The organism is Bacillus sp. PPSBB_2 (genome assembly GCF_045291115.1).
In the GTDB taxonomy this organism is placed as follows: Bacteria; Bacillota; Bacilli; order Bacillales; family Bacillaceae_G; genus Bacillus_A; species Bacillus_A cereus.
Window position 1 is genome coordinate 5,166,553 of record NZ_CP147983.1, and the last position, 20,703, is coordinate 5,187,255.

Below are 20,703 nucleotides of genomic sequence, written 5' to 3' on the forward strand. Positions count from 1 at the left end.
AAAAAAGAGTTATTGCAGATTGCTGCAATAACTCTTTTTTTATATTAAGACTCTTGATTCGCTTGTTCTTCTAAAATTTTCTTCATCATTGCAACCATGTCATCACGTAATTCTGGGTGTTGCAGGGCCATTTCAATTGTCGTTTGAACGAATCCTAGCTTTTCACCTACGTCGTAGCGCTTTCCTTCGAAATCGTAAGCAAATACACGTTGGATTTCATTTAAGCTTTGGATTGCATCTGTTAATTGAATTTCACCACCAGCACCGACATGTTGCTGTTCTAAGAACATAAAGATTTCAGGCGTTAAAATGTAACGGCCCATAATTGCTAAGTTTGAAGGAGCTGTACCTTGTGCTGGTTTCTCAACGAAATTGCGAACTTGGTAACGACGACCTTCTTGTTCTAATGGATCGATAATTCCATAGCGATGTGTTTCCGACTCTGGAACAGTTTGTACACCAATAACAGAAGAAAGTGTTTTTTCATACTCATCCATTAATTGACGTAAACACGGTTTCTCAGCTTGGACAATATCATCACCTAGTAACACTGCAAACGGCTCATCACCAATGAATTTACGCGCACACCAAACAGCATGTCCTAGTCCCTTCGGCTCTTTTTGACGGATATAATGAATATCTACCATTTTTGAAGAGGCTTGTACTTTTTCAAGCAACTCATATTTTTTCTTCTCTAATAAGTTTTGTTCTAGTTCAAATGCATTATCAAAATGATCTTCAATAGAACGCTTTGTTTTACCAGTAACGATAATAATATCTTCGATACCCGATTTCACTGCTTCTTCTACAATGTATTGGATCGTTGGTTTATCTACTATCGGTAACATTTCTTTCGGCATTGCTTTCGTTGCTGGTAAAAAACGTGTTCCTAATCCAGCTGCTGGGATTATCGCTTTTCTTACTTTTTTCATCACAAAATACCCTCTCTCCTGTCGGAATCAATAGCAATTATTTCCTACATAAAACAAAAGGGAGATTTCGCTCCCTTTTGTTCCTTACTACTTAAAATTACTTTGTATTATAAACGATTCATAATGTCTTCTTTAATAGTAAGTAACTTTTGTTCACTATTTTGTAAAGAACTATCTTTTACACCAAAGTAAAACTTAATCTTCGGCTCAGTTCCAGATGGACGTAGGCAGAACCATGAACCATCCTCTAATTGATATTTTAACACATTTGATTTCGGTAAGTGAATCTCTTCTTTATGTCCATCTTGTAAAGATGTAACGATGCTTGCTTTATAGTCTTCCACTGCTACGACTGTTAAGCCCGCTACTTCTTTCGGAGGATTCTCACGGAACGTTGCCATCATCTCTTGGATTTTTTCCGCTCCATCTTTTCCTTTTAACGTTAACGATACAAGGTCTTCACGGAAGAAGCCGTATTTCTCAAATACTTCTAATAGACCGTCATATAACGTTTTCCCTTGTGATTTGTAGTATGCAGCTACTTCACATGCAAATAGGACAGATTGTACTGCATCTTTATCACGGCAGAATGGGCGGATTAAATAACCATAGCTTTCCTCATAACCGAATTGGAATTCATATTGTCCGCTTTCTTCATACTGCCTAATTTTCTCACCGATAAATTTAAATCCAGTTAACGTATCAACTGTATCTAAACCGTATGCTTTCGCAATTGTACGACCAATCTCAGACGTTACGATTGTTTTTAATACGACACCGTTCTCCGGAAGCGTTCCGTTTTCTTTCTTTTGAGATAGTAAGTAATCAAGCATTAATGCACCTGTTTGGTTTCCTGTTAATACTTGGAACTCACCATTATGATTGCGCACTGCTACACCAAGGCGGTCTGCGTCAGGATCAGTTGCGATTAATACATCTGCGCCTACCTTTTCACCGTCACGAATGGCATACTCAAACGCTGCGTGCTCTTCTGGGTTCGGTGATTTTACTGTAGAGAAGTTTGGATCTGGTAACTCTTGCTCTTTTACAACTGTTACATCTGTAAATCCAACTTCTTTTAAACCACGGCGTACAGAAATATTTGATGTTCCGTGTAATGGTGTAAAGACGATTTTTAAGTCTTTACCAACCTTTTGCACCATTTCTTTATTAATGATGACATTGTTCAATTCTGCAGCATATGCATCATCTACTTCTTGTCCAATAATATGTAATAAACCGTCAGCTTTTAATTGCTCTACATTAGCGACTTCAACTGTTAATTCATCTTCTACTGCATTTACGTAGCTAATTAACTCATCTGCTTCTTTTGGAGGTAACTGTCCACCATCTTCACCGTATACTTTGTATCCGTTATATTCAGGTGGATTATGGCTTGCCGTAAGAACGATTCCACTTACTGTATGTAAATGACGAACTGCGAAAGAAAGTACTGGCGTTGGACGTAAGCTTTCAAACACATATGTTGTGATACCGCGTGCCCCAAGTGTAGCAGCAACTTCCATTGCGAACTCAGGTGATTTATGACGAGAATCATAGGCTACAACAACACCGCGTTTTTTCGCTTCCTCACCTAATTTTTCAATAAAGCTTGCTAATCCTTTTGTTGCTTTACGAACTGTATATACGTTTAAACGGTTCGTACCAGCACCAAGTTCACCACGCATACCACCTGTACCAAACTCTAGATTTTTATAAAAGCTATCCTCGATTTTCTTCTCATCTTGCTTCATATTTTCTAGCTGTTCTTTTAATTCTGCATCTAATTGTGCGTAAGAAAGCCAGCGACTAAATTCTTGTTTCCAATTCATTCTTCTCTCTCCTCTCGCTCGTCATACCTTTATTATATGAAAAAAACATGCTGTATCTCAATATTTTATAAAATCTAGTAGGATTTTACTAGGAATATTTGTATACACTATTGTTAAATACTCCACTAAAGGGAATGAGGATTATGCACGAATGGGGCTTGTCAGAAGAGCTCAAAATACAAACAAAGCAAATGATTGAAATTGCTGAAAAAGAACTATCGATTATGAGGAACGCAATCGATAAAGAAGACGAATGTATTTTATGCAAAATGGAAGATATTCATCATATGTTAGCAAATGTACAAACATTGGCAGCTACATACTATATTCAGGCATATTTATCACCTTATACGGAAAATTCATCTTTTATTACAACAGCTATCCAACATTTAAGCGCCAGAAAACATGGTGCTCTTATCGTTGTGGAAAGAAACGAGACGCTTGAAGCTCTCATTCAAACTGGAACGACATTAAACGCTCATTTAACTGCGCCATTACTCGAATCAATATTTTATCCAGGTAACCCTCTTCATGACGGTGCCGTTCTCGTAAAAAATAATCATATTGTCTCAGCTGCTAATATTCTTCCTTTAACGAAAAGTACAGAAGTTGATCCTGAGCTAGGAACACGTCACAGAGCTGCAATTGGCTTATCAGAAAAGAGTGATGCACTTATATTAGTTGTCTCTGAAGAAACGGGCCGTACTTCTTTTGCTTTAAACGGGATTTTGTATACGATTTCTTTATAAAGTGAAACTTTAATCAGCCCTCACCAATCGGGCTTTTACGACAACCCCACCTAACTGCTTTGCTTTCGCTGAATTTTTGGGTGCGAGTCTTACTACCCGGCAAATAGCGGGGTAAACAAACCTATAAAAAGAAGACTGTTCTAAAATATTGGAACAGTCTTCACTTATACTCTTATTCTTCTCCAAAACGCTCCACAAGTGTTGCAAGTGTACGTACCATTGCACCAGTTGCTCCAGCTGGACCTAAGTCGTGCGCGCCTTTTGTTTCTGATGTTCCAGCGATATCTAAGTGTACCCACGGTGTATCTTCAGCGAATTCGCCTAAGAATGTACCTGCCATAACCGCATGTCCTTCACGGCCTGGTGAGTTATTTAAATCAGCAAACTTACTGTTTCGAACGCGTTCTTTATCACGATCAAAAATCGGTAGTTGCCAAATTGGCTCATCTGTTTCCATAGAAGCCTCTAGCACTTGCTCAAATAACTCTTCATTATTTGTCATTGCGCCTGTCGTATAGTTTCCAAGTGCAACAATTACACCGCCTGTTAATGTTGCAACATCAACAAGGTAGTTTGCACCAAGTTTTTTCGCATACGTAATACCGTCAGCTAAAGCTAGACGACCTTCTGCATCCGTATTTAATACTTCAATTGTTTTTCCGCTCATAGATGTAATTACATCGTCTGGCTTAAATGCCGTACCACTTACAACGTTATCAGTTGAAGGAATAACAGCGATCACATTTTGTTCTGGGCGAAGTTCACCGATAATTTCCATCGCACCTAATACAGCAGCTGCACCACCCATATCACCTTTCATACCGACCATGCCTTCACGTGGTTTTAAAGAATAACCACCTGTATCGTATGTAATACCTTTTCCAACGAATCCAATGACATCTGTCCACTCTTCTTTTCCTTTATAAATAAGAGCAATCATTTTTGGTGGCTCTACACTACCTTGGTTTACTGCAAGCAACGCACCCATACCAAGATCTTCCATCTCTTCTTTCTCAAGAACTTTATAGTCCATATCATACTTCTCCGCTAATTCAACAGCATACTCAGCAAGCTTTGTCGCTGTTAATACGTTTGGCGGCATATTTACAAGTGTACGAGCTGAATTTGTTGCACGTCCATGTACGTAGCCAACTGTTAATGCGGCTTCAATTTCTTGTGCATCTTCCGCTGTAATAGCCGTGAACTTCTCTAACTCTACACGATCCTTTTTATCTGATTTATACGTTTGTAATTCATATGTACCAAGGCCTTGTACCTCTGCTGCAATATGAGCGACATCAATCGCCTCTAATTTCTCTGTTACGAAAGAATCAAGTAAGATTGCTGCATCTTGTACTTTTGCTACTTGCAGTGTTTTAAATGCCTTACCAAGAGCCGCACGTAACGTTTCTGTCGTGTAAGACTCTTTCTTGCCTAAACCAACAAAGTAATAACGTTTCACATTTGTTTTTCCTAAGCTATGTACTTTCGAAATGGCCTTTTTCTTCGTAGATAATTCTTTCTCTTCTAGTAAAACTTGTAATGGTCCTTCAAACGCTTTGTCCAGTTCTTGTACAAAACTACTCATTTTCTCTTCTTCAAATAAAGCGACAATTACTGCTTCGTGACCTGCTAATTCTTTTTGTACTTGAAACATGTTCAGACCCCCTAAATTTCTCTACCACCATTATAACTTTATTTTCGATAAAATGCGACAATTCTAACTACAGTTATATGACGTGTAAAATCCCCTCTATTATGAAATAAGCCAAGAAAAAAAGTCTAGCGTAATTACGACTAGACTATCTTTGTTTTAAATATTGACCACGAAACACTTGCATCGTTTCGTCTTGATTTAACATCGTTAACTCTTCTTCTGTAAACTTACCATTTCCTACTTTTACTACGTACACATTTACTTTTTTCTTACCCCATTGGCTATAAACATCTTTCACCGTATCATAATATAGATCAAGACGGTTTCCTTTTATTGCACCGCCCTTATCAGCTACTACACCATACCCATAACCTGGTACGAATAAAATTGTTCCAATTGGGAATACGCGTAAGTCCGCTGCGATTGTGGAATATAAATCCCTTTTCGCCTTAACACCTGAATGTGTAATACCATACTCCGGATGTCCCGGCCTCTTACCAGTTGACTCAATTCCCGACGTATAACCTGTTGCAGTCATTTCAATTGAACGATATTTAGACCAGTCGTTTGCCTGCTCTAAAGCATTTATCACTTCTTTACTCGGAGCAACATTTCTCTTAACTTCTGCTGCATGTACTTCTTTTGCACTCGTTCCCTCATACTTCTTTACAATCTCTAATAAAGAAACTCCTGTGAAAGCATTCCATGTTACGCATAATGCAATTGCAAGTAAACAAGTCATCATAATGCGAATACAATATCGTTTTAACATTTTTATATTCCACACTCCTTCATCGTTAATCATTCCCTATACCATGAAGGAATATGCAAAAAAATAATCTCCAACTTAATTGGAGATTAAAACATTTGATATCCGCTTTTCCGAAGTTTCTTGATTACGACTCCTGCTAAAGCAGCCCCTACTAATCCAGTAGATAGAATAAATACGTCTGCTTGTCCTAAGTGCGATACACTTGTCCCAAATGAAGAAAATGTTTCTTTCGGTTTTGAAAAATAATCCCACATACTCGCTTTATTAATAATAAGCATACAAACAATCGGATACACAATAACCATTACCCAAGTAGCTCGCAAAATCATGTTGAGTAAAAATCCAATTCCAAAGAACAAAATAAAGAATAACATCATTGAAATAAGTAGTACCGGTATACTCACTCTTTTCCCCTCTCCTTCGCACGTGCCGTAAATACGTGATAAGCTGTATAACCAAATGGTTCGCCTGGATTTAATGTTTTGTCCACTTCAAGATGTAGTTCTGATCTTCCTTCTAACAAATATTTAATAAGCACAGACGTATTCGGATCGTCTACAATCTTATCCGGATGTAAGAACGCCACTTCAGACAATTCTTTCTCCTGTATAATAATATTTTCTCCTTCAGGCTCCAAAAGAAAAATAATCATATTATCACTAATCTCATTACGAATAACACCCGATCGAACACCAATGATCCCCTTCACATGAGCGACAATGCCTGTCTCTTCTAACACTTCGCGTTTCACAGCTTCATCAACCGTCTCACCTTCATTTACAAAACCAGCCGGTAAAGACCATTTCCCTTTTAATCCACTGTATTTCTTCTTAACAAATAGCCACCTACCATCTTTTGTAGCTACTAAACCACTAACAGCCAGCCATACCTTCCCTCGTTTCTCCATGATGTAATAACCTCCTCTTTCAGAACGGACAGAATATTCTTTCTTTTTATATTATACTATATTTTTAATATGAAAAAAGCAGAAACAGCTCTTAGCCGTTTCTGCTTTTTCTAATATATATTAAAAGAACTTTAATTTACCTTTTTTAAGAACTAATAAAGGTCCACCTAATAAGAATAGGTAACGGTTATCGATTACTTTCTTCATGAAGGAAGCTTTCCAACCTGTTAACTTTTTACCCATAACAACGCCCATTGCATCGTCATGACCTAAAGAACATACAGATCCTTTATTATCAAATGCGAATTTCTTCATTTCGCCTTTACCACGAACTAATACAGTTAAGTTGTGTGCAATATTGTAACCTTGTTGAATTGCGATTTGTGCTGTTGGTGGGTATGGACGGTTAATTTCTTCATTAATGATTAACGCTGCGTCACCAACCATGAATACATCTTCGTATCCTGGAGCATGCATGTACTCATCAACTTTTACACGTCCGCGCATTGCTTCAAATCCAGACTCTTCCACAATACCATTACCACGAACACCTGCAGCCCAAACTACTGTTTCAGACTTAATTAATTCAGTGTCATCGCCATTCGCAACGATAATACCTTCTTCAGTTGCTTCTTTAATTGCTGTACCGATGCGGAATTCTACACCTTTTTTCTCAAGTTGTTTTACAGCGTATTCTACTAACGCTGGATCGAAACCTGGAAGTGCTGTTGGAGCAGCTTCTACACAGATGATACGTGCTTTTTCACGTGGTACATTGTACTCTTTGCAAAGTTCAGGAACACGGTTTGCAAGCTCACCTACGTACTCGATACCAGTAAATCCAGCACCACCAACAACGATTGTTACTAACTCATCGCGTTGTTCAGTTGCATATTTAGAGAAACTAGCTTCCATATGCTCACGAATTTCACGAGTTGCATTAATGTTAGCGATTGAGAATGCATGCTCTTTTAATCCTGTAATTCCGAATGTTTCTGATTCGAAACCAAGACCAATTACTAAGTAGTCATACTCTAACTCGCCGTCTTTTAAGATAATGCGTTTTTCAGCAGCTTTAATTTCTACTACTGTGTCTTGTACAAAGTTCACTTTATTTGTATCAATAACGTCTTGAATATCTAGACAGATTTTTTCATCTTGTAATGTACCAGCTGCGCTCTCGTGTAACCAAGTCGCTTGGTAGTGATAGCTGTTGTTGTTTACTAGCGTAATTTCAGCTTCATTTACAGATAATGCTTTTTGCAGACGAACAGTCGTAATCATCCCGCCATAACCTGCACCTAAAACTACGATTTTTGGAGTCTTCACCAAATCACAACCCTTTTCTTTATATAATAGTAATGAAAAATAATACCAAGTACTAAAAACTCTATTTGTCAAGAATGTGGAATTTATCACATTCTATATCATAACAAAACGCAGTCAAAAAATCGTACGAATTTTGTCATAGAAATTTAACATAATACTTCCCTATATTAGTCGGTTTTATTCCAGAATTCAAGCGTCTGGAGAATTATCAATATTTTAAAATAACATAGCGTTTTCAAGGGTTTTTTAGCCTTTTTTTCATGTATTTTCCTTTCTGTATATTTTATACAATAAAAAAGAACCTATGCGAAAACTTACACACAATTCAGTCGTTTTCAGAAGTATTATGAACTCAAATATGCTATCATTTATTTGAAAGTATCATCATTTGCAGGATTTTCGTGTACATATGAACAATATATGAAATCAATATCAAAATTCCATCTATAGGGGGAATGAAAGTGGCAGAAAATCAAAAAGTTTACGACATAACAATTATTGGTGGTGGTCCAACGGGACTGTTCACAGCATTTTATGGCGGTATGAGACAAGCAAGTGTAAAAATCATTGAAAGCTTACCTCAACTTGGAGGACAATTATCCGCACTCTACCCTGAAAAATACATTTATGATGTAGCTGGATTCCCAAAAGTGCGCGCACAAGAATTAGTTGATAACTTAAAAGAGCAAATGAAGAAATTTGACCCAACCGTTTGTTTAGAAGAAGCTGTCGATACGCTTGAGAAACAAGCTGACGGTATATTTAAACTTGTTACGAATAAGCAAACTCACTATTCTAAATCAGTTATTATTACTGCTGGCAATGGTGCTTTCCAACCACGCCGCTTAGAATTAGAAGGTACAGCAAAGTATGAAAAGAAAAACTTACATTATTTCGTTGATGATATGAATAAATTTGCCGGTAAGCGCGTCGTAGTATTTGGCGGCGGCGATTCAGCTGTTGATTGGACAATGATGTTAGAACCAATTGCTGAAAAAGTTACAATCGTTCATCGCCGTGATAAATTCCGTGCGCATGAACATAGCGTAGAAAGCTTAATGAATTCTCGTGCAGAAGTAAGTACACCATACGTTCCAGTAGAACTCATTGGTGATGACAAAATTGAACAAGTCGTTCTTCAACATGTAAAAACGGAAGAAAAAGTTATCATCGATGTTGATGACGTAATTGTAAACTATGGCTTCGTTTCTTCTCTTGGCCCAATTAAAAACTGGGGCTTAGATATACAAAAAAACAGCATCCTTGTAAATTCAAAAATGGAAACAAATATTCCTGGCATTTACGCTGCTGGTGACATTTGTACATATGAAGGAAAAGTAAAACTCATTGCTTGCGGCTTCGGTGAAGCACCAACAGCAGTAAACAATGCAAAAGCTTACTTCGATCCAAATGCAAAACTTCAACCAATGCATAGCTCAAGCATGTTTTAATATGTAAAAATAAAAGCTCCTTCCATACGTGGAAGGAGCTTTTATTTTATATACCACGAAAGCACACTGAATTCGATAAACTATCGAACTCAGTGTGCTTTTCGTCTAAAAAAATTATTGTTTTCTTCTTCTACCTAATACGAATAATACTCCGCCAACTAAGAATGAAATTCCAGCACCAACTGACATCATCCATGGAGACGCTGCCCCTGTTTTCGGTAATTCTCTTTCTGTTTTTACTTGCGGCTCTTTAATTAATTTTTCCAATCTTACTTCTGGTTTCACTTCTGGTTCCTTCGGTTCTTTCGGATCTTCCGGTTTCACTTCTGGCTCCTTCGGTTCTTTCGGTTCTTTCGGATCTTCCGGTTTCACTTCTGGCTCCTTCGGCTCTTTCGGATCCTCCGGTTTCACTTCTGGTTCCTTCGGTTCTTTCGGATCTTCCGGTTTCACTTCTGGCTCCTTCGGTTCTTTCGGTTCTTTCGGTTCTTTCGGATCTTCCGGTTTCACTTCTGGTTCTTTCGGATCTTCCGGTTTCACTTCTGGTTCTTCCGGTATCTTAAAATCTTCTTTTGTTTTCGGTAAAATTGTAACTGTAGGCTCAAGTGGCGGATTTATTCTATCATCCACTACCGCTCTATTTGTTATCCCTTTACTTGGTGCTTCTTTTACCTTCGCTTTAAAAATAATACTACGTTCTTTCATATCCGCAATGTCTAGATATTTCGCGATTACTTTTCCAAACTCCATTTTTAACTCTACTGGATTTGGCTCAGCACCTTCAAATCTAAGACTATCTTGCACGTATTCTAAACCGGCTGGAATTTCATCTTCTATTGTAACTACATCTAGTTTTCCGTTTTCCACCGTATTTTTGAAGCTAATTCGGTATTCTACTTCTTCTCCTAGCTTTGGCTCTTTATTACTTACTGTCTTCGCTGCTGTTAACTTACCATCTTTATATTCTGGCTTTATTTTCGCTGTCGGTTCTATAACTGGATGTTTCGGATCATCCACTTCAATAATCGCTTTATTTGTTATTTCTCCTCCAACTTTTGCTGTTTCTTTTACCTTTACTTTAAAGATGACACTTCTTTCTTTCGTATCCGTAATTTCTGGATACTTCACTGTTACTTTTCCATTCTCTACTTTAAGCTCTATTGGTGCAGGTTTATCACCTACAGCCTCCAAACTATCTGTCACATATTCTAAACCGGCTGGAATTTCATCTTCAATTTTCACATCAACTAACTTCCCGCCATCTACTGTGCCGTTAAAAGTAATTCGATATTCAATTTCTTCCCCTAGCTTTGGTTCATGATTACTTACTTCTTTTCTTGCCTCTAGTTTCCCACCTTTATATTGCGGTGTGATTGGTATAAGTGGCTCAACTGGCGGAGTCGTCGGATTATTATCATCCACAACCGCCTTGTTTACAATCTCTTTTCCTACTTGTACCGTCTCTTGTACTCTCACTTTAAAGATGATACTTCTTTTTTTCGTATCCGTAATTTCTGGATACTTTGCTGTTACTTTTCCATTCTCTACTTTAAGTTCCACCGGATGTGGCTCCGGCCCATCAGACTTTATACTATCTTGTACGTATTCTAAACCGGCTGGAATTTCATCTTCTACCTTTACCTCAGTTAGTTTTCCGTTCTCTACCATATTTTCAAAGCTAATTCGATATTCTACTTCTTCTCCTAACTTTGGTTCATGATTACTTACTGTTTTTTCTGCTTGTAATGCACCATCTTTATATTGAGGCTGAATAGAGATATTCGGTTGCTCTGGTGGATTTATTGTATCTTCCACAATCGCCTTGTTCACAATCTCTTCGCCTACTTTAGCTTTTTCTTTCACTTTCACTTTAAAGACGATACTTCTTTCTTTCATATCCGTAATTTCTGGATATTCCGCAAGGACGATTCCGTTTTTCACTTTCACATACAACGGTTTCGGATTCTCTCCCTCGGCTCTTTCACTACCTTCTACAAACTCTAAGCCAGTTGGTAATTCATCCTTAATCTTCACCTTCGCTACTTTTCCATGCTCTACTACGTTACGGAAAGTAATTCGATACTCTACTTCTTCTCCTAATTTTGGAGCTGGATTATTTACTGTTTTCTCAGCTTTTAGTTTTCCGTTCTTATACTCCGGCGTAATAATCGCTTCTGGTTTTTGCGGCGGATTCTTCGGATTGTCATCATCCACAATTGCCGTATTCATGATTTTCTTACCGACTTTTGCTACTTCCGTTACTTTCACTTTAAAGCTAATACTACGCTCAGCTGTATCAGTAATATTTTCATACTTCGCTGTAATTTTCCCAGCTTCTTCTTTTAACTCTACTGGCGCTGGCTCATTACCTTCTGATTTTAAACTATCCTTCACATACTCTAAACCAGTTGGTAATTGATCCTCAATTTTCACTTCTGCTAGTTTTCCGTTTTCTACCGTATTTTTAAAACTAATTCGGTACTCTACTTCTTCTCCTAGCTTTGGATCTTTTTTATTTACCTTTTTATTAGCTTTAAATTTACCAGCTTTATGCTGCGGGGTAATTTCTACTTCTGGTCGCTCTGGTGGATTTTTTGTATCATCAACAATTGCTTTATTTACAATTGCTTTGTCCACTTCAACAAAATCTTTCACCTTCACTTTAAAGATAATGCTTCTTTCTTTCATATCAGTGATATTTTCATACTTCGCACTAACCTTACCAGCTTCTTCTTTCAACTCTACCGGTGCTGGCTTATCACCTTCTGCTTTTAGACTATCTTTCACATATTCTAAACCAGACGGAATTTCATCCTCAATTTTCACCTCTGCCAGTTTTCCATCTTTCACCGTATTATTAAATGAAATTCGGTATTCGATTTCTTCCCCTAGCTTCGGTTTATGATTATTCACCTTTTTATGAGCAGCAATTTTACCGTCTTTATATTGCGGTGTAATTTTTGCTGTCGGATCAATTACTGGATGGTTCGGATCATCAACATGGATAATCGCTTTATTTGTAATGTCTTTACCTATTGCAACTGAATCTTTCACCTTCACTTTAAAGACGATACTTCTTTCTTTCGTATCCATAATCTCTGAATACTTTGCCATTACCTTACCATTTTCTACTTTTAACTCTACTGGATTTGGTTCAGCACCTTCAGCTCTCTCACTGCCTTGAACAAATTCTAAGTTAGCTGGAATTTCATCTTCTATTGTAACTGCATCTAGTTTTCCGTTTTCCACCGTATTTTGGAAGCTAATTTGATATTCAAATTCTTCTCCTAGCTTTGGCTTCTTATTTGTTGCTTTTTTCTTTGCAGCAATTTTACCGGCCTTATGCTGTGGTGTAATCTTCTCTTCTAGATTCTTTGGTGGATTTGTTTTATCTCTAACGGTTGCTTTATTAACAATTTCTTCACCAATTTTTGCAGTTTCTTTTACTTTTGTTTTAAAGACGATACTTCTTTCTTCCATATCCATAATTTCTGGATATTTTGCAATTACTTTTCCATTTTCAAACTTCAGCTCTACTGGCTCTGGTTTTGCACCTTCTGCTTTCAAACTATCTTTCACGTATTCAAGATTGCTTGGTAATTCATCTTCAATGGTCAATACATCTAGACGTCCATCTTTTGTCTTATTTTTAAATGTAATACGATACTCTACCTCGTCACCTAGCTTCGGTGTTTTATTAGATGCTATTTTTTTAGCTTCTATTTCTCCAGGGATCTCTTTTGGAGTCGTAACCGTAATATCTGCATCATCTGCAGTTTCATAATTTACCTCGCTACTATCTTGTCCCTTTACAACAACGATATTTTTTACTGTTGTATCTGATTGTACAGAAGCTTTCACTTTTACTTTGAATGTAATAACAGCACTTTCACCAGGCTTTAAAACACCGCCGTCTTTAGCATTTGCACCTTCACCAATACGGAAATCAATTTGATTATTTACAAACTCTGCTTCATCATCGCTTGCATTATCTGTTTTATTTCCTTTATTACTTCCAGACACATATTGAATAGATCCCGGAACATACTCTAAACGATCATCTAATTTATCAAAACCTTTTACATTAGATACAGGGGCTTGGTTATTTTTCGTATCATTTTTCACTTCAATTTGATACGTAAACTCTTCACCAGCTTTAACGTCCTTAATTTCTTTCCCAGCACTATCTAACGCCTTTTTATCAACTTGTAAGTTTGGCGCATTATGCTCTGTAACGAATGTGGCGTTATTTAATACGTAAATATCACCGCCACCACCATATGCTCTAAAACGCATTTTTGCTTCTTTTAAATCATTTTTCACTTGAGTAGGTCCTTCAAGGTGATACGTATGAATATCTGTACTGAATGAATTTGTCCAATCCGGGTTATATCCTGGGTATTTTTTCGTAACAAACTCGTTAGTACCGTCTACTTGTACTTCTGTCATAGATGAGTCATTAACATCATTATCTTTACCTTTAATATTTTTAAACTTTTGATACCCTAACCCAAAATCATACTCTCCATAATCATAGGCATACACATCATTATCAGCTGGATCACCTTGCGATGAAAAATAACTAAATTTCGCCTTAAAAGCACCTTCTTTTGGTGTGTTTATTTTATTAACACTAATATCTGTCCAAGCTGTACTTTTTTGAGTAACTAAACCTTCCCAAATCTTCATATCTTTTACTGTTTCTTTATAGTTTTCATACACTAATATAAGATTCCAGTTGCCCCAGTAGTAACCATTGCCTTTTTCAAATTTAATTTGTGGCACATTCGCAACTGTCACCGTTTGAGAAAGACCTTGCTGTGCAATTACATTTGTTACGTCAGCATATGCAACATAACCGGCACCACTACCAGAGTAATTTGAAATATACGGTAAACTAGCTGCTTTTCGTATACTAGTAGCACTTACCTCTTTATATTCTTTATTACCCATTTTCATTTTAACCGGCTGCCTTACATCTTCATCACTAACTCTATACTCTTTATTTGCATAAGTTGGCGTTCCCATAGCTGCTGTCCAAAATAAATACGCCTTTTTCACTTTACTTCCAGCAGGAATGTTAGGAAATGCGCCTGTTGACGAATTAAAAGTACTATTATCGTTATCAACGTCCACTGTCATTTTGTTCGTTTTATAACCCATACTTTGTCTGCCGTAATGGTCAGTTGTCAAACCAAGCGTCACATTACCAGTCTGTACTAAATTACCAGCAGCAATTATAGAATACAACGGGTCTCCAAACCCTTGTTTATCTCCTGTTTGGATTTGAACCTTCGAAGCATTTTCTGACGTAGCTTGTACTTCTGCAACACTCTGCTTTACTGCCTCTTTTTCTGGCTGTTTCTCAGCTTCGGTTACTGGTTGTTCTGGTAGTTCTGTTTTTGATGTAGGGTTATTTTTATCTTCTACAGATACTTTTAGCTTTTCATCAACTTTTTTAATTGTATTATTAGCTGATGGGCCAACTTCTTTCTTACTACTGTCAGCCTCCTCATCGGCATTAGCTGCTACCTTTTCTTCAGAAGGGATTCCCTCAACATCTACAGACATGTTTCCTATTTGTACTTGATCTTTTTGCACACTAATCTTTTGTTTGTATTCTTTATTAAAATGCTGCGTGCGGCTAGCCTTTATTAGCACCGTCATTTTTTCGTGTGATTTTAAATCTCGAATTTTAAGATTAGAAGAAAGAAGTTTTCCTCCCTTATCTTTTTCTTCTACATAGAAATCCGCTACTTTATTTTCAGGTAACTTCTCTCCGTTTACTTTCACAGATTGCGAGAGGAACGTAATTTGATTTTCATTACTTTGTTTAAGCACCAATTCTTGAATTGGTGTATCTCCCGTATTTTCAATCGTATATTGAAATACGTGCTCCCTCTTAGCTACTTCCCCCCTATATATTTCGGCATTTACTTGCTCTGCCTTAATTTTCACATCATTTCCTTGTAACTCATCCCAGCTTTTTTTATTTATCTCTGCAAAAGCACTGGGTGAAGGCAATATGATGGATAGGAGAAGTGTGATCATTGTTACGACATTAAAACACTTCAATACTTGTTTCATATTTTCTACCTTTCTCCTTTCTATATGCTTGCTATCCGTCTACTTAATTTCGTAGCCGTATACATAGCAATATATATCCACTCGCAACAATCCGACCTACGAAAATGTATCGTTGAAATCCCAATGTCAACAATATAAATCTCATAGAATATTACTATTTTAATTTATCAAAAATAGCATATATATATATCGGACACTTATACAAACCTACACCATTTTTTAACATAGTAAAAAATGCCCTATTGTATAGGTTTATATAACAGTTAAAGGATACATAAAAATCTTAACATACTCCCAAATCTATTTGTACACGAAATAGAAATTTTACCATTTTTTACTTATTTTTTATTTATAATTAAAATTTTCAAAAAAACTTCACATATAAAAATATGTTATATTAAAACCAGGAACGAATGTTCTTATTTTAAAGGAGGAATTTTCATGATTAACGAGCCCATTATAATGAAAAAAGAAGCTTTCCAAGCAATCGGCGTTTCAGTTACGACGACTAACGAAAGAGAGGCATCTACTAAAGGAAAAATCCCCGAGCTTTGGAACCGCTACTTCCAAGAACAAATAATGCATCACATCCCAAACCAAAAAACGAAAGCAACATTTGCTTTCTACTCAAACTACGAATCAGATGAAACTGGTACATATACATTCACAATCGGTACGCCCGTTTCTTCATTAGAAGACGTTCCTGAAAATATGACAACTTTAACAATACCTGCTGCTACATATGCGGTATTTACAACGAGAAAGGGACCAGTTGCTGAAGTCGTTTGCGAAGCTTGGGAATATATTTGGCAATGGTCGAAAGAAAATAAACGTGCCTTCACAACAGACTTCGAGCTTTACGACGAAAGAGCATTAGACCCAAATCATGCACAACTGGATATTTATATTGCGTTAGCCTAAAAAAAGATGCCCATTCGGCATCTTTTTTTGTCGTTAAATAGCTACTGGGCAAATTCATTATTATTGTCTACAATGAGAAAGTGCAGTATAGAAATATTAGAAACTGTATAAAGTGAAACTATAATCAGTGGGGGCATCTCCCATTAAGTATTAGCCCTCACCAATCGGGCGTTTACTGGTTTTTTAGTTTAAATTTGTCACATAGAAAGGAAGCAATATGGAGGAACTACAACAAAATAAAACTGCTTTAGAAGAAAGCGGAAAACCGTTATTAAAAAATACGAATTTCCTTTTTCTTTGGGCAGCTACTCTTTTTTCAAGCTTTGCTTTAGCCTTTTTTACTTTTTCACAAACGTGGTACATAGCAAAAACGTTAAACCTTGAAGCTTCACTCGGTGTTGTTTTCGTAGCCCTTAGTGTTCCAAGGCTTATTTTTATGATTGTCGGCGGCGCTGTAGCTGATAAATTCCCGAAAAAAAATATTATGTTTTACTCCAATATCATTCGAGCGATTCTTGTCGCAACCATTCTCACATGGTTTATCGTTGGTGATGTAACGCTATATACATTTGCTTTATTCGCTTTATTCTTTGGACTTGCTGATGCTTTCTTCTGGTCAGCAGATGGATCTATCTTACCGGAATTGGTAGAAAAAAGCCGGTTAACACAAGCGAATTCACTTACACAAATAACGAACCAAGCATCGGTCATCTTAGGCCCTGTACTTGGCGGAATTCTCATTAAATTTACGAACTATGAGACAATCTTTTCCATTACGATTTTATTACTGATTGTCGCTGCCATACTCGTTCAAAAAATACAATTTACGATGCCAGAACAAAAAGATACAGATAAAGGTATGTTCACTTCCATTAAAGAAGGAATCTTATATGTAAAGGAATCGCCATTCCTTTCAACTTTCCTTATTTGTAGCGCTTTTTTAAACTTATTTTTAATCGGTCCGATGCAAGTTGGTTTCCCGCTTTTTGTTAAAAACGTTCTGCATGGTGATTCGCTCCAGTTTAGTTACTTAGAGGCATCTGTAGGCGGTGGAATGGCAATCGGTGCTATCATTGTCGGTTTAAAAAATATTAATCGTAGACGCGGTCTATTTTGTATTATCATGATGCTATTGTCTGGTATATTCTTCTTAGCCATCAACTTTAGTACCGTACTTTGGCAAGCACTATTAGCTGGCATGTTTTACGGTATTACAATCGCAATGGCGATTGTACCGCTTATGGCAATGATTCAATCGACAGTCAAAGAAGAAATGATGGGACGCGTAATGAGTTTACTTATGCTATCATCAATGGGCTTTATCCCGCTCTCTTATGCATTCACATCCATTGCACTTGCAATAGGAATTCCAATCGTAACCGTTATGAAAAGTGGTGCAATAGCTGTTATCGTCTTCGTACTATTTGTAGCGATTCGTGTTCCAGTTGTAAGGAAGTTCGATTAACTAATTAGAGTCATGTATTATACACATGGCTCTTTTTTGAATGGATCAAATAGTGATATTCCCTTACTTCTCCTTAATGCTGCTCCCCATTCTAATCCAATCTCTAAAAATAAATCTCGCACTGTACTGTATAAAAGTGCCCCAATATCTTTACGAATTTCCCCATATTTATATGCTCTTACAACACTTTTCACACGCCAAATTAAATTTCCATACACTTCTTCGTCAGCTAATATTTGCTCTAGTAAAACACCTTGTTCTAGTAACCCGCTCTTTTTATATGCAAGCTCGACCTTACTCCAAAATATATTAATTTTCTTCGGATTACTCGTCATGGGCACCAGTGCGTATATAAAAGGCTTCGGTATATCATGACGGCAATACGTCTCATCAAGCTCGTACGTTCCTTTTCTTTTCTCTTTTATTTGTAGAATGTTTTTAGAAAGAATTGTTTCCCCAGCGCTTTTTTGCTCATTTTTACTACAGCCAGTTGCATTATTCTCAGTTTTACAACCGGACATTTGCATACGGTCATCCATGCGGTCAATCGCAGATGTAAGAAATACATATAAGTTCGCACTATACCCGCCGCGCTTATGTCTCTCTTTTGTTGCAACACGCTTTATAATTCCTAGTTCCTCTAACTTTGCAATTGAGCGGCGTACTGTACGAATACTCTTTCCAACATTCGTCGCAATCGTCTCCATTAACGGACAAGCAACTCCCACTGTTTTCTGTTTCTCATTCACCGCATATTTCCCTAAAAAATGAATGATGATAGCATCCGTTTTATTCAATTGAAATCGGTAGCAATTCAAAACTTGTTTTTGGTATGTATTAAACTCTTCTTTACTTCGAAATTCACTATATGGTTTCATTAAATTATATAAGCTTCCCATTTATATCACCTCATTTATAAGTAAGAGGCAGGAAGTGAAATTGGCGTGATAGTTAATATTTTTTTAATGGAGATGAAAATATGATCGTAATTAGCGCTTGTTTAGGTGGTATCGCTTGCCGTTATGACGGGAATGACAATCTTGTTTCAAAAATAGAGGAGCTTCTGCAAAAAGAAGATACAGTCCTCATTTGTCCCGAAGTATTAGGGGGATTACCAACACCTCGCCCCTCAGCTGAAATTATTGGCGGGAATGGCGACGACGTTTTAGACGGAAAAGCGAAAGTGATGACAAAAGATGGTAAAGATGTCACAGAAGCTTTCGTAAATGGTGCTTATAAAGCATTAGAACAAATTAAAGATTTACACCCAGAATATATTATTTTAAAAGAACGCAGCCCATCTTGTGGTAGTTCTACGATTTACACTGGAGAATTTAACGGTAATAAGCAAACTGGTTTCGGAGTGACAACTGCTTTATTTAAAAGACACGGATTTACAGTCATTTCAGAAGAAGAATTTGAAAACAAAAAAAGGAATTGACCCTGTTCGTCAATAAAGCTTGTTTACGTTTGTTTTAAAAACAGTAACAAACGCTTATATATCAACGGTTTGTACACTATTGGGAATTATGAATAAATCTTGAATTTTATTCATTCGTGACCAAAATGTGACCATAAAAACAAAAGAGCACAGCGCGTTAATAGAGTGTACCACCACTTTATTAACCATCCACCTGAGCTGACCAGGTAAACACTTGCTATCCTCTCATGAGTTATTTTACCTCATATAGGGTTTATTACGCAACGTTTACCCAATAATTAGGTGACGTTGCTTTTTTGTTTCCAAAAAGGAGACAAACCGTTATGAAAAAACGTATCGATGTCATCGCAACTAAAGAATCCTTCCACAACTTATCGTCATTCACTGATGTGGAAGAATTAAACAAAACTATACGTACATATAGAGACATTATCCGTATGTCTATTAAGCGTACCGACGTAAAATCTAAACTAATTGCATTACTTGAAATTTTAAAACGCTACAGCTGCAAATATGTAGGTGTTAGTTTCCTATGTAAAAATTCAATTGCTCACATGATGGAAGTTTCCTATAAAACTGTACAACGTTTAATGAAGAAACTTGTGGATCTAGACATGATTAAACAGGTAGCAATGAAACGCACAAAAGATATGCTTCAAACTTCAAATGGTATTATTATTCAACCTATTGTGGAAGAAGCGTCCGACAAGGTAGATACAAAAAGTCCTACAAAGTGTCCTACCATTAAAACAAAACCTGTTTCCTTAAAACAAAATATAAAAGATATAAACAAACGTAATAGTAATGAGAATACTACTCTACCTGAAGAAAACATTAAAAGAGCTGAATTTGTGTCTCATTGGGTTCCGAAACGTTTTTCTTCCCTAGCTTCTGCTTTTTATTCAAAAGCGAAAACCATTCAAGAATTTTGGAAGGTCGTAAAACAATGCAATCGTGTGATAAATCATACAACAGGGAAAACTGCTTTTGATAAAGAGCAAGAATTACATATTGGTTTACAGGCCATGAAAGAATTTGCGATGAAAATAAAGAGTAGGGTCCGCATTAAAAAGGGGAAGTTTGCATATTTCAACGGTATCGTGAACAACTTGATGAACAAATATTATTTTGACCCCGAATTTGGTATGGATTAATGTCGCCAT

Annotated in this window: 15 protein-coding genes; 6 read left to right on the forward strand and 9 right to left on the reverse strand. The window is 36.8% G+C overall.

Annotation, left to right across the window (positions count from 1 at the left end):
• Positions 1-44 precede the first annotated feature (44 nt).
• Both galU and V6946_RS26280 read right to left on the reverse strand, forming a co-directional pair.
• Positions 45-932, reverse strand: a complete 888-nt coding sequence (galU, locus tag V6946_RS26275) for a UTP--glucose-1-phosphate uridylyltransferase GalU (RefSeq protein ID WP_002097988.1) — start codon at positions 930-932, stop codon at positions 45-47.
• Positions 933-1,039: 107 nt separating this feature from the next.
• Positions 1,040-2,764, reverse strand: a complete 1,725-nt coding sequence (locus V6946_RS26280; RefSeq protein WP_001104227.1) for a phospho-sugar mutase — start codon at positions 2,762-2,764, stop codon at positions 1,040-1,042.
• A gap of 143 nt (positions 2,765-2,907) precedes the next feature.
• On the opposite strand from V6946_RS26280, the gene cdaS reads away from it, so the two are divergent.
• Positions 2,908-3,513: a sporulation-specific diadenylate cyclase CdaS gene (gene cdaS / locus V6946_RS26285; RefSeq protein ID WP_366981851.1), complete on the forward strand. Its 606-nt coding sequence runs from the start codon at positions 2,908-2,910 to the stop codon at positions 3,511-3,513.
• 172 nt (positions 3,514-3,685) lie between these two features.
• On the opposite strand, the gene pepA is transcribed toward cdaS, so the two are convergent.
• From pepA to V6946_RS26310, 5 genes are all read right to left on the reverse strand, one after another.
• The gene (gene pepA / locus V6946_RS26290; RefSeq protein ID WP_406622147.1) at positions 3,686-5,170 is read right to left on the reverse strand and encodes a cytosol aminopeptidase; all 1,485 of its coding nucleotides are present in this window, start codon (positions 5,168-5,170) and stop codon (positions 3,686-3,688) included.
• A 145-nt stretch (positions 5,171-5,315) separates the two neighbouring features.
• The gene (locus V6946_RS26295; RefSeq protein WP_366981849.1) at positions 5,316-5,942 is read right to left on the reverse strand and encodes a 3D domain-containing protein; all 627 of its coding nucleotides are present in this window, start codon (positions 5,940-5,942) and stop codon (positions 5,316-5,318) included.
• A gap of 86 nt (positions 5,943-6,028) precedes the next feature.
• A complete protein-coding gene (locus tag V6946_RS26300) occupies positions 6,029-6,346 on the reverse strand; it encodes a YuiB family protein (protein WP_000027016.1) in 318 nt (105 codons plus the stop codon).
• Entirely contained in the window at positions 6,343-6,849 is a 507-nt protein-coding gene (locus V6946_RS26305) for an NUDIX domain-containing protein (protein ID WP_000415315.1), read from the reverse strand. Before V6946_RS26305 ends, V6946_RS26300 begins: the two co-directional genes overlap by 4 nt.
• Before the next feature lie 120 nt (positions 6,850-6,969).
• A complete protein-coding gene (locus V6946_RS26310) occupies positions 6,970-8,178 on the reverse strand; it encodes an NAD(P)/FAD-dependent oxidoreductase (RefSeq protein WP_000856612.1) in 1,209 nt (402 codons plus the stop codon).
• Between the two features lie 461 nt (positions 8,179-8,639).
• On the opposite strand from V6946_RS26310, the gene V6946_RS26315 reads away from it, so the two are divergent.
• Positions 8,640-9,629, forward strand: coding sequence for an NAD(P)/FAD-dependent oxidoreductase (locus V6946_RS26315; protein ID WP_000829789.1), 990 nt, complete (start codon positions 8,640-8,642; stop codon positions 9,627-9,629).
• A gap of 114 nt (positions 9,630-9,743) precedes the next feature.
• Here the strand turns inward: V6946_RS26315 and V6946_RS26320 are convergent, their stop codons facing one another.
• Positions 9,744-15,713 (reverse strand): isopeptide-forming domain-containing fimbrial protein, encoded by a 5,970-nt coding sequence (locus tag V6946_RS26320; protein WP_406622148.1) that lies wholly within the window; start codon positions 15,711-15,713, stop codon positions 9,744-9,746.
• A 441-nt stretch (positions 15,714-16,154) separates the two neighbouring features.
• Between V6946_RS26320 and V6946_RS26325 the strand changes: the two genes are divergently transcribed.
• A complete protein-coding gene (locus V6946_RS26325) occupies positions 16,155-16,634 on the forward strand; it encodes a GyrI-like domain-containing protein (protein ID WP_006925885.1) in 480 nt (159 codons plus the stop codon).
• A gap of 217 nt (positions 16,635-16,851) precedes the next feature.
• Positions 16,852-18,099, forward strand: a complete 1,248-nt coding sequence (locus V6946_RS26330) for an MFS transporter (RefSeq protein ID WP_366981847.1) — start codon at positions 16,852-16,854, stop codon at positions 18,097-18,099.
• A 17-nt stretch (positions 18,100-18,116) separates the two neighbouring features.
• Here the strand turns inward: V6946_RS26330 and V6946_RS26335 are convergent, their stop codons facing one another.
• Entirely contained in the window at positions 18,117-18,998 is an 882-nt protein-coding gene (locus tag V6946_RS26335) for a helix-turn-helix domain-containing protein (protein ID WP_006925890.1), read from the reverse strand.
• A gap of 80 nt (positions 18,999-19,078) precedes the next feature.
• On the opposite strand from V6946_RS26335, the gene V6946_RS26340 reads away from it, so the two are divergent.
• A complete protein-coding gene (locus V6946_RS26340; protein WP_006925892.1) occupies positions 19,079-19,540 on the forward strand; it encodes a DUF523 domain-containing protein in 462 nt (153 codons plus the stop codon).
• A gap of 323 nt (positions 19,541-19,863) precedes the next feature.
• Positions 19,864-20,694 carry a helix-turn-helix domain-containing protein gene (locus V6946_RS26345; RefSeq protein ID WP_366981846.1) on the forward strand — a complete coding sequence of 277 codons (831 nt, stop codon included), beginning with the start codon at positions 19,864-19,866 and terminating at the stop codon, positions 20,692-20,694.
• Positions 20,695-20,703: the final 9 nt, after the last annotated feature.

Excerpts from the sequence above, each read along its gene's own strand:
- V6946_RS26280 (WP_001104227.1), bottom strand. The coding sequence starts at position 2,764 with ATGAATTGGAAACAAGAATTTAGTCGCTGGCTTTCTTACGCACAATTA.
- V6946_RS26325 (WP_006925885.1), top strand. The coding sequence starts at position 16,155 with ATGATTAACGAGCCCATTATAATGAAAAAAGAAGCTTTCCAAGCAATC.
- V6946_RS26330 (WP_366981847.1), top strand. The coding sequence starts at position 16,852 with ATGGAGGAACTACAACAAAATAAAACTGCTTTAGAAGAAAGCGGAAAA.
- cdaS (WP_366981851.1), top strand. The coding sequence starts at position 2,908 with ATGCACGAATGGGGCTTGTCAGAAGAGCTCAAAATACAAACAAAGCAA.
- V6946_RS26320 (WP_406622148.1), bottom strand. The coding sequence starts at position 15,713 with ATGAAACAAGTATTGAAGTGTTTTAATGTCGTAACAATGATCACACTT.
- V6946_RS26295 (WP_366981849.1), bottom strand. The coding sequence starts at position 5,942 with ATGTTAAAACGATATTGTATTCGCATTATGATGACTTGTTTACTTGCA.
- V6946_RS26335 (WP_006925890.1), bottom strand. The coding sequence starts at position 18,998 with ATGGGAAGCTTATATAATTTAATGAAACCATATAGTGAATTTCGAAGT.
- V6946_RS26340 (WP_006925892.1), top strand. The coding sequence starts at position 19,079 with ATGATCGTAATTAGCGCTTGTTTAGGTGGTATCGCTTGCCGTTATGAC.
- pepA (WP_406622147.1), bottom strand. The coding sequence starts at position 5,170 with ATGTTTCAAGTACAAAAAGAATTAGCAGGTCACGAAGCAGTAATTGTC.
- V6946_RS26305 (WP_000415315.1), bottom strand. The coding sequence starts at position 6,849 with ATGGAGAAACGAGGGAAGGTATGGCTGGCTGTTAGTGGTTTAGTAGCT.
- V6946_RS26345 (WP_366981846.1), top strand. The coding sequence starts at position 19,864 with ATGAAAAAACGTATCGATGTCATCGCAACTAAAGAATCCTTCCACAAC.
- galU (WP_002097988.1), bottom strand. The coding sequence starts at position 932 with ATGAAAAAAGTAAGAAAAGCGATAATCCCAGCAGCTGGATTAGGAACA.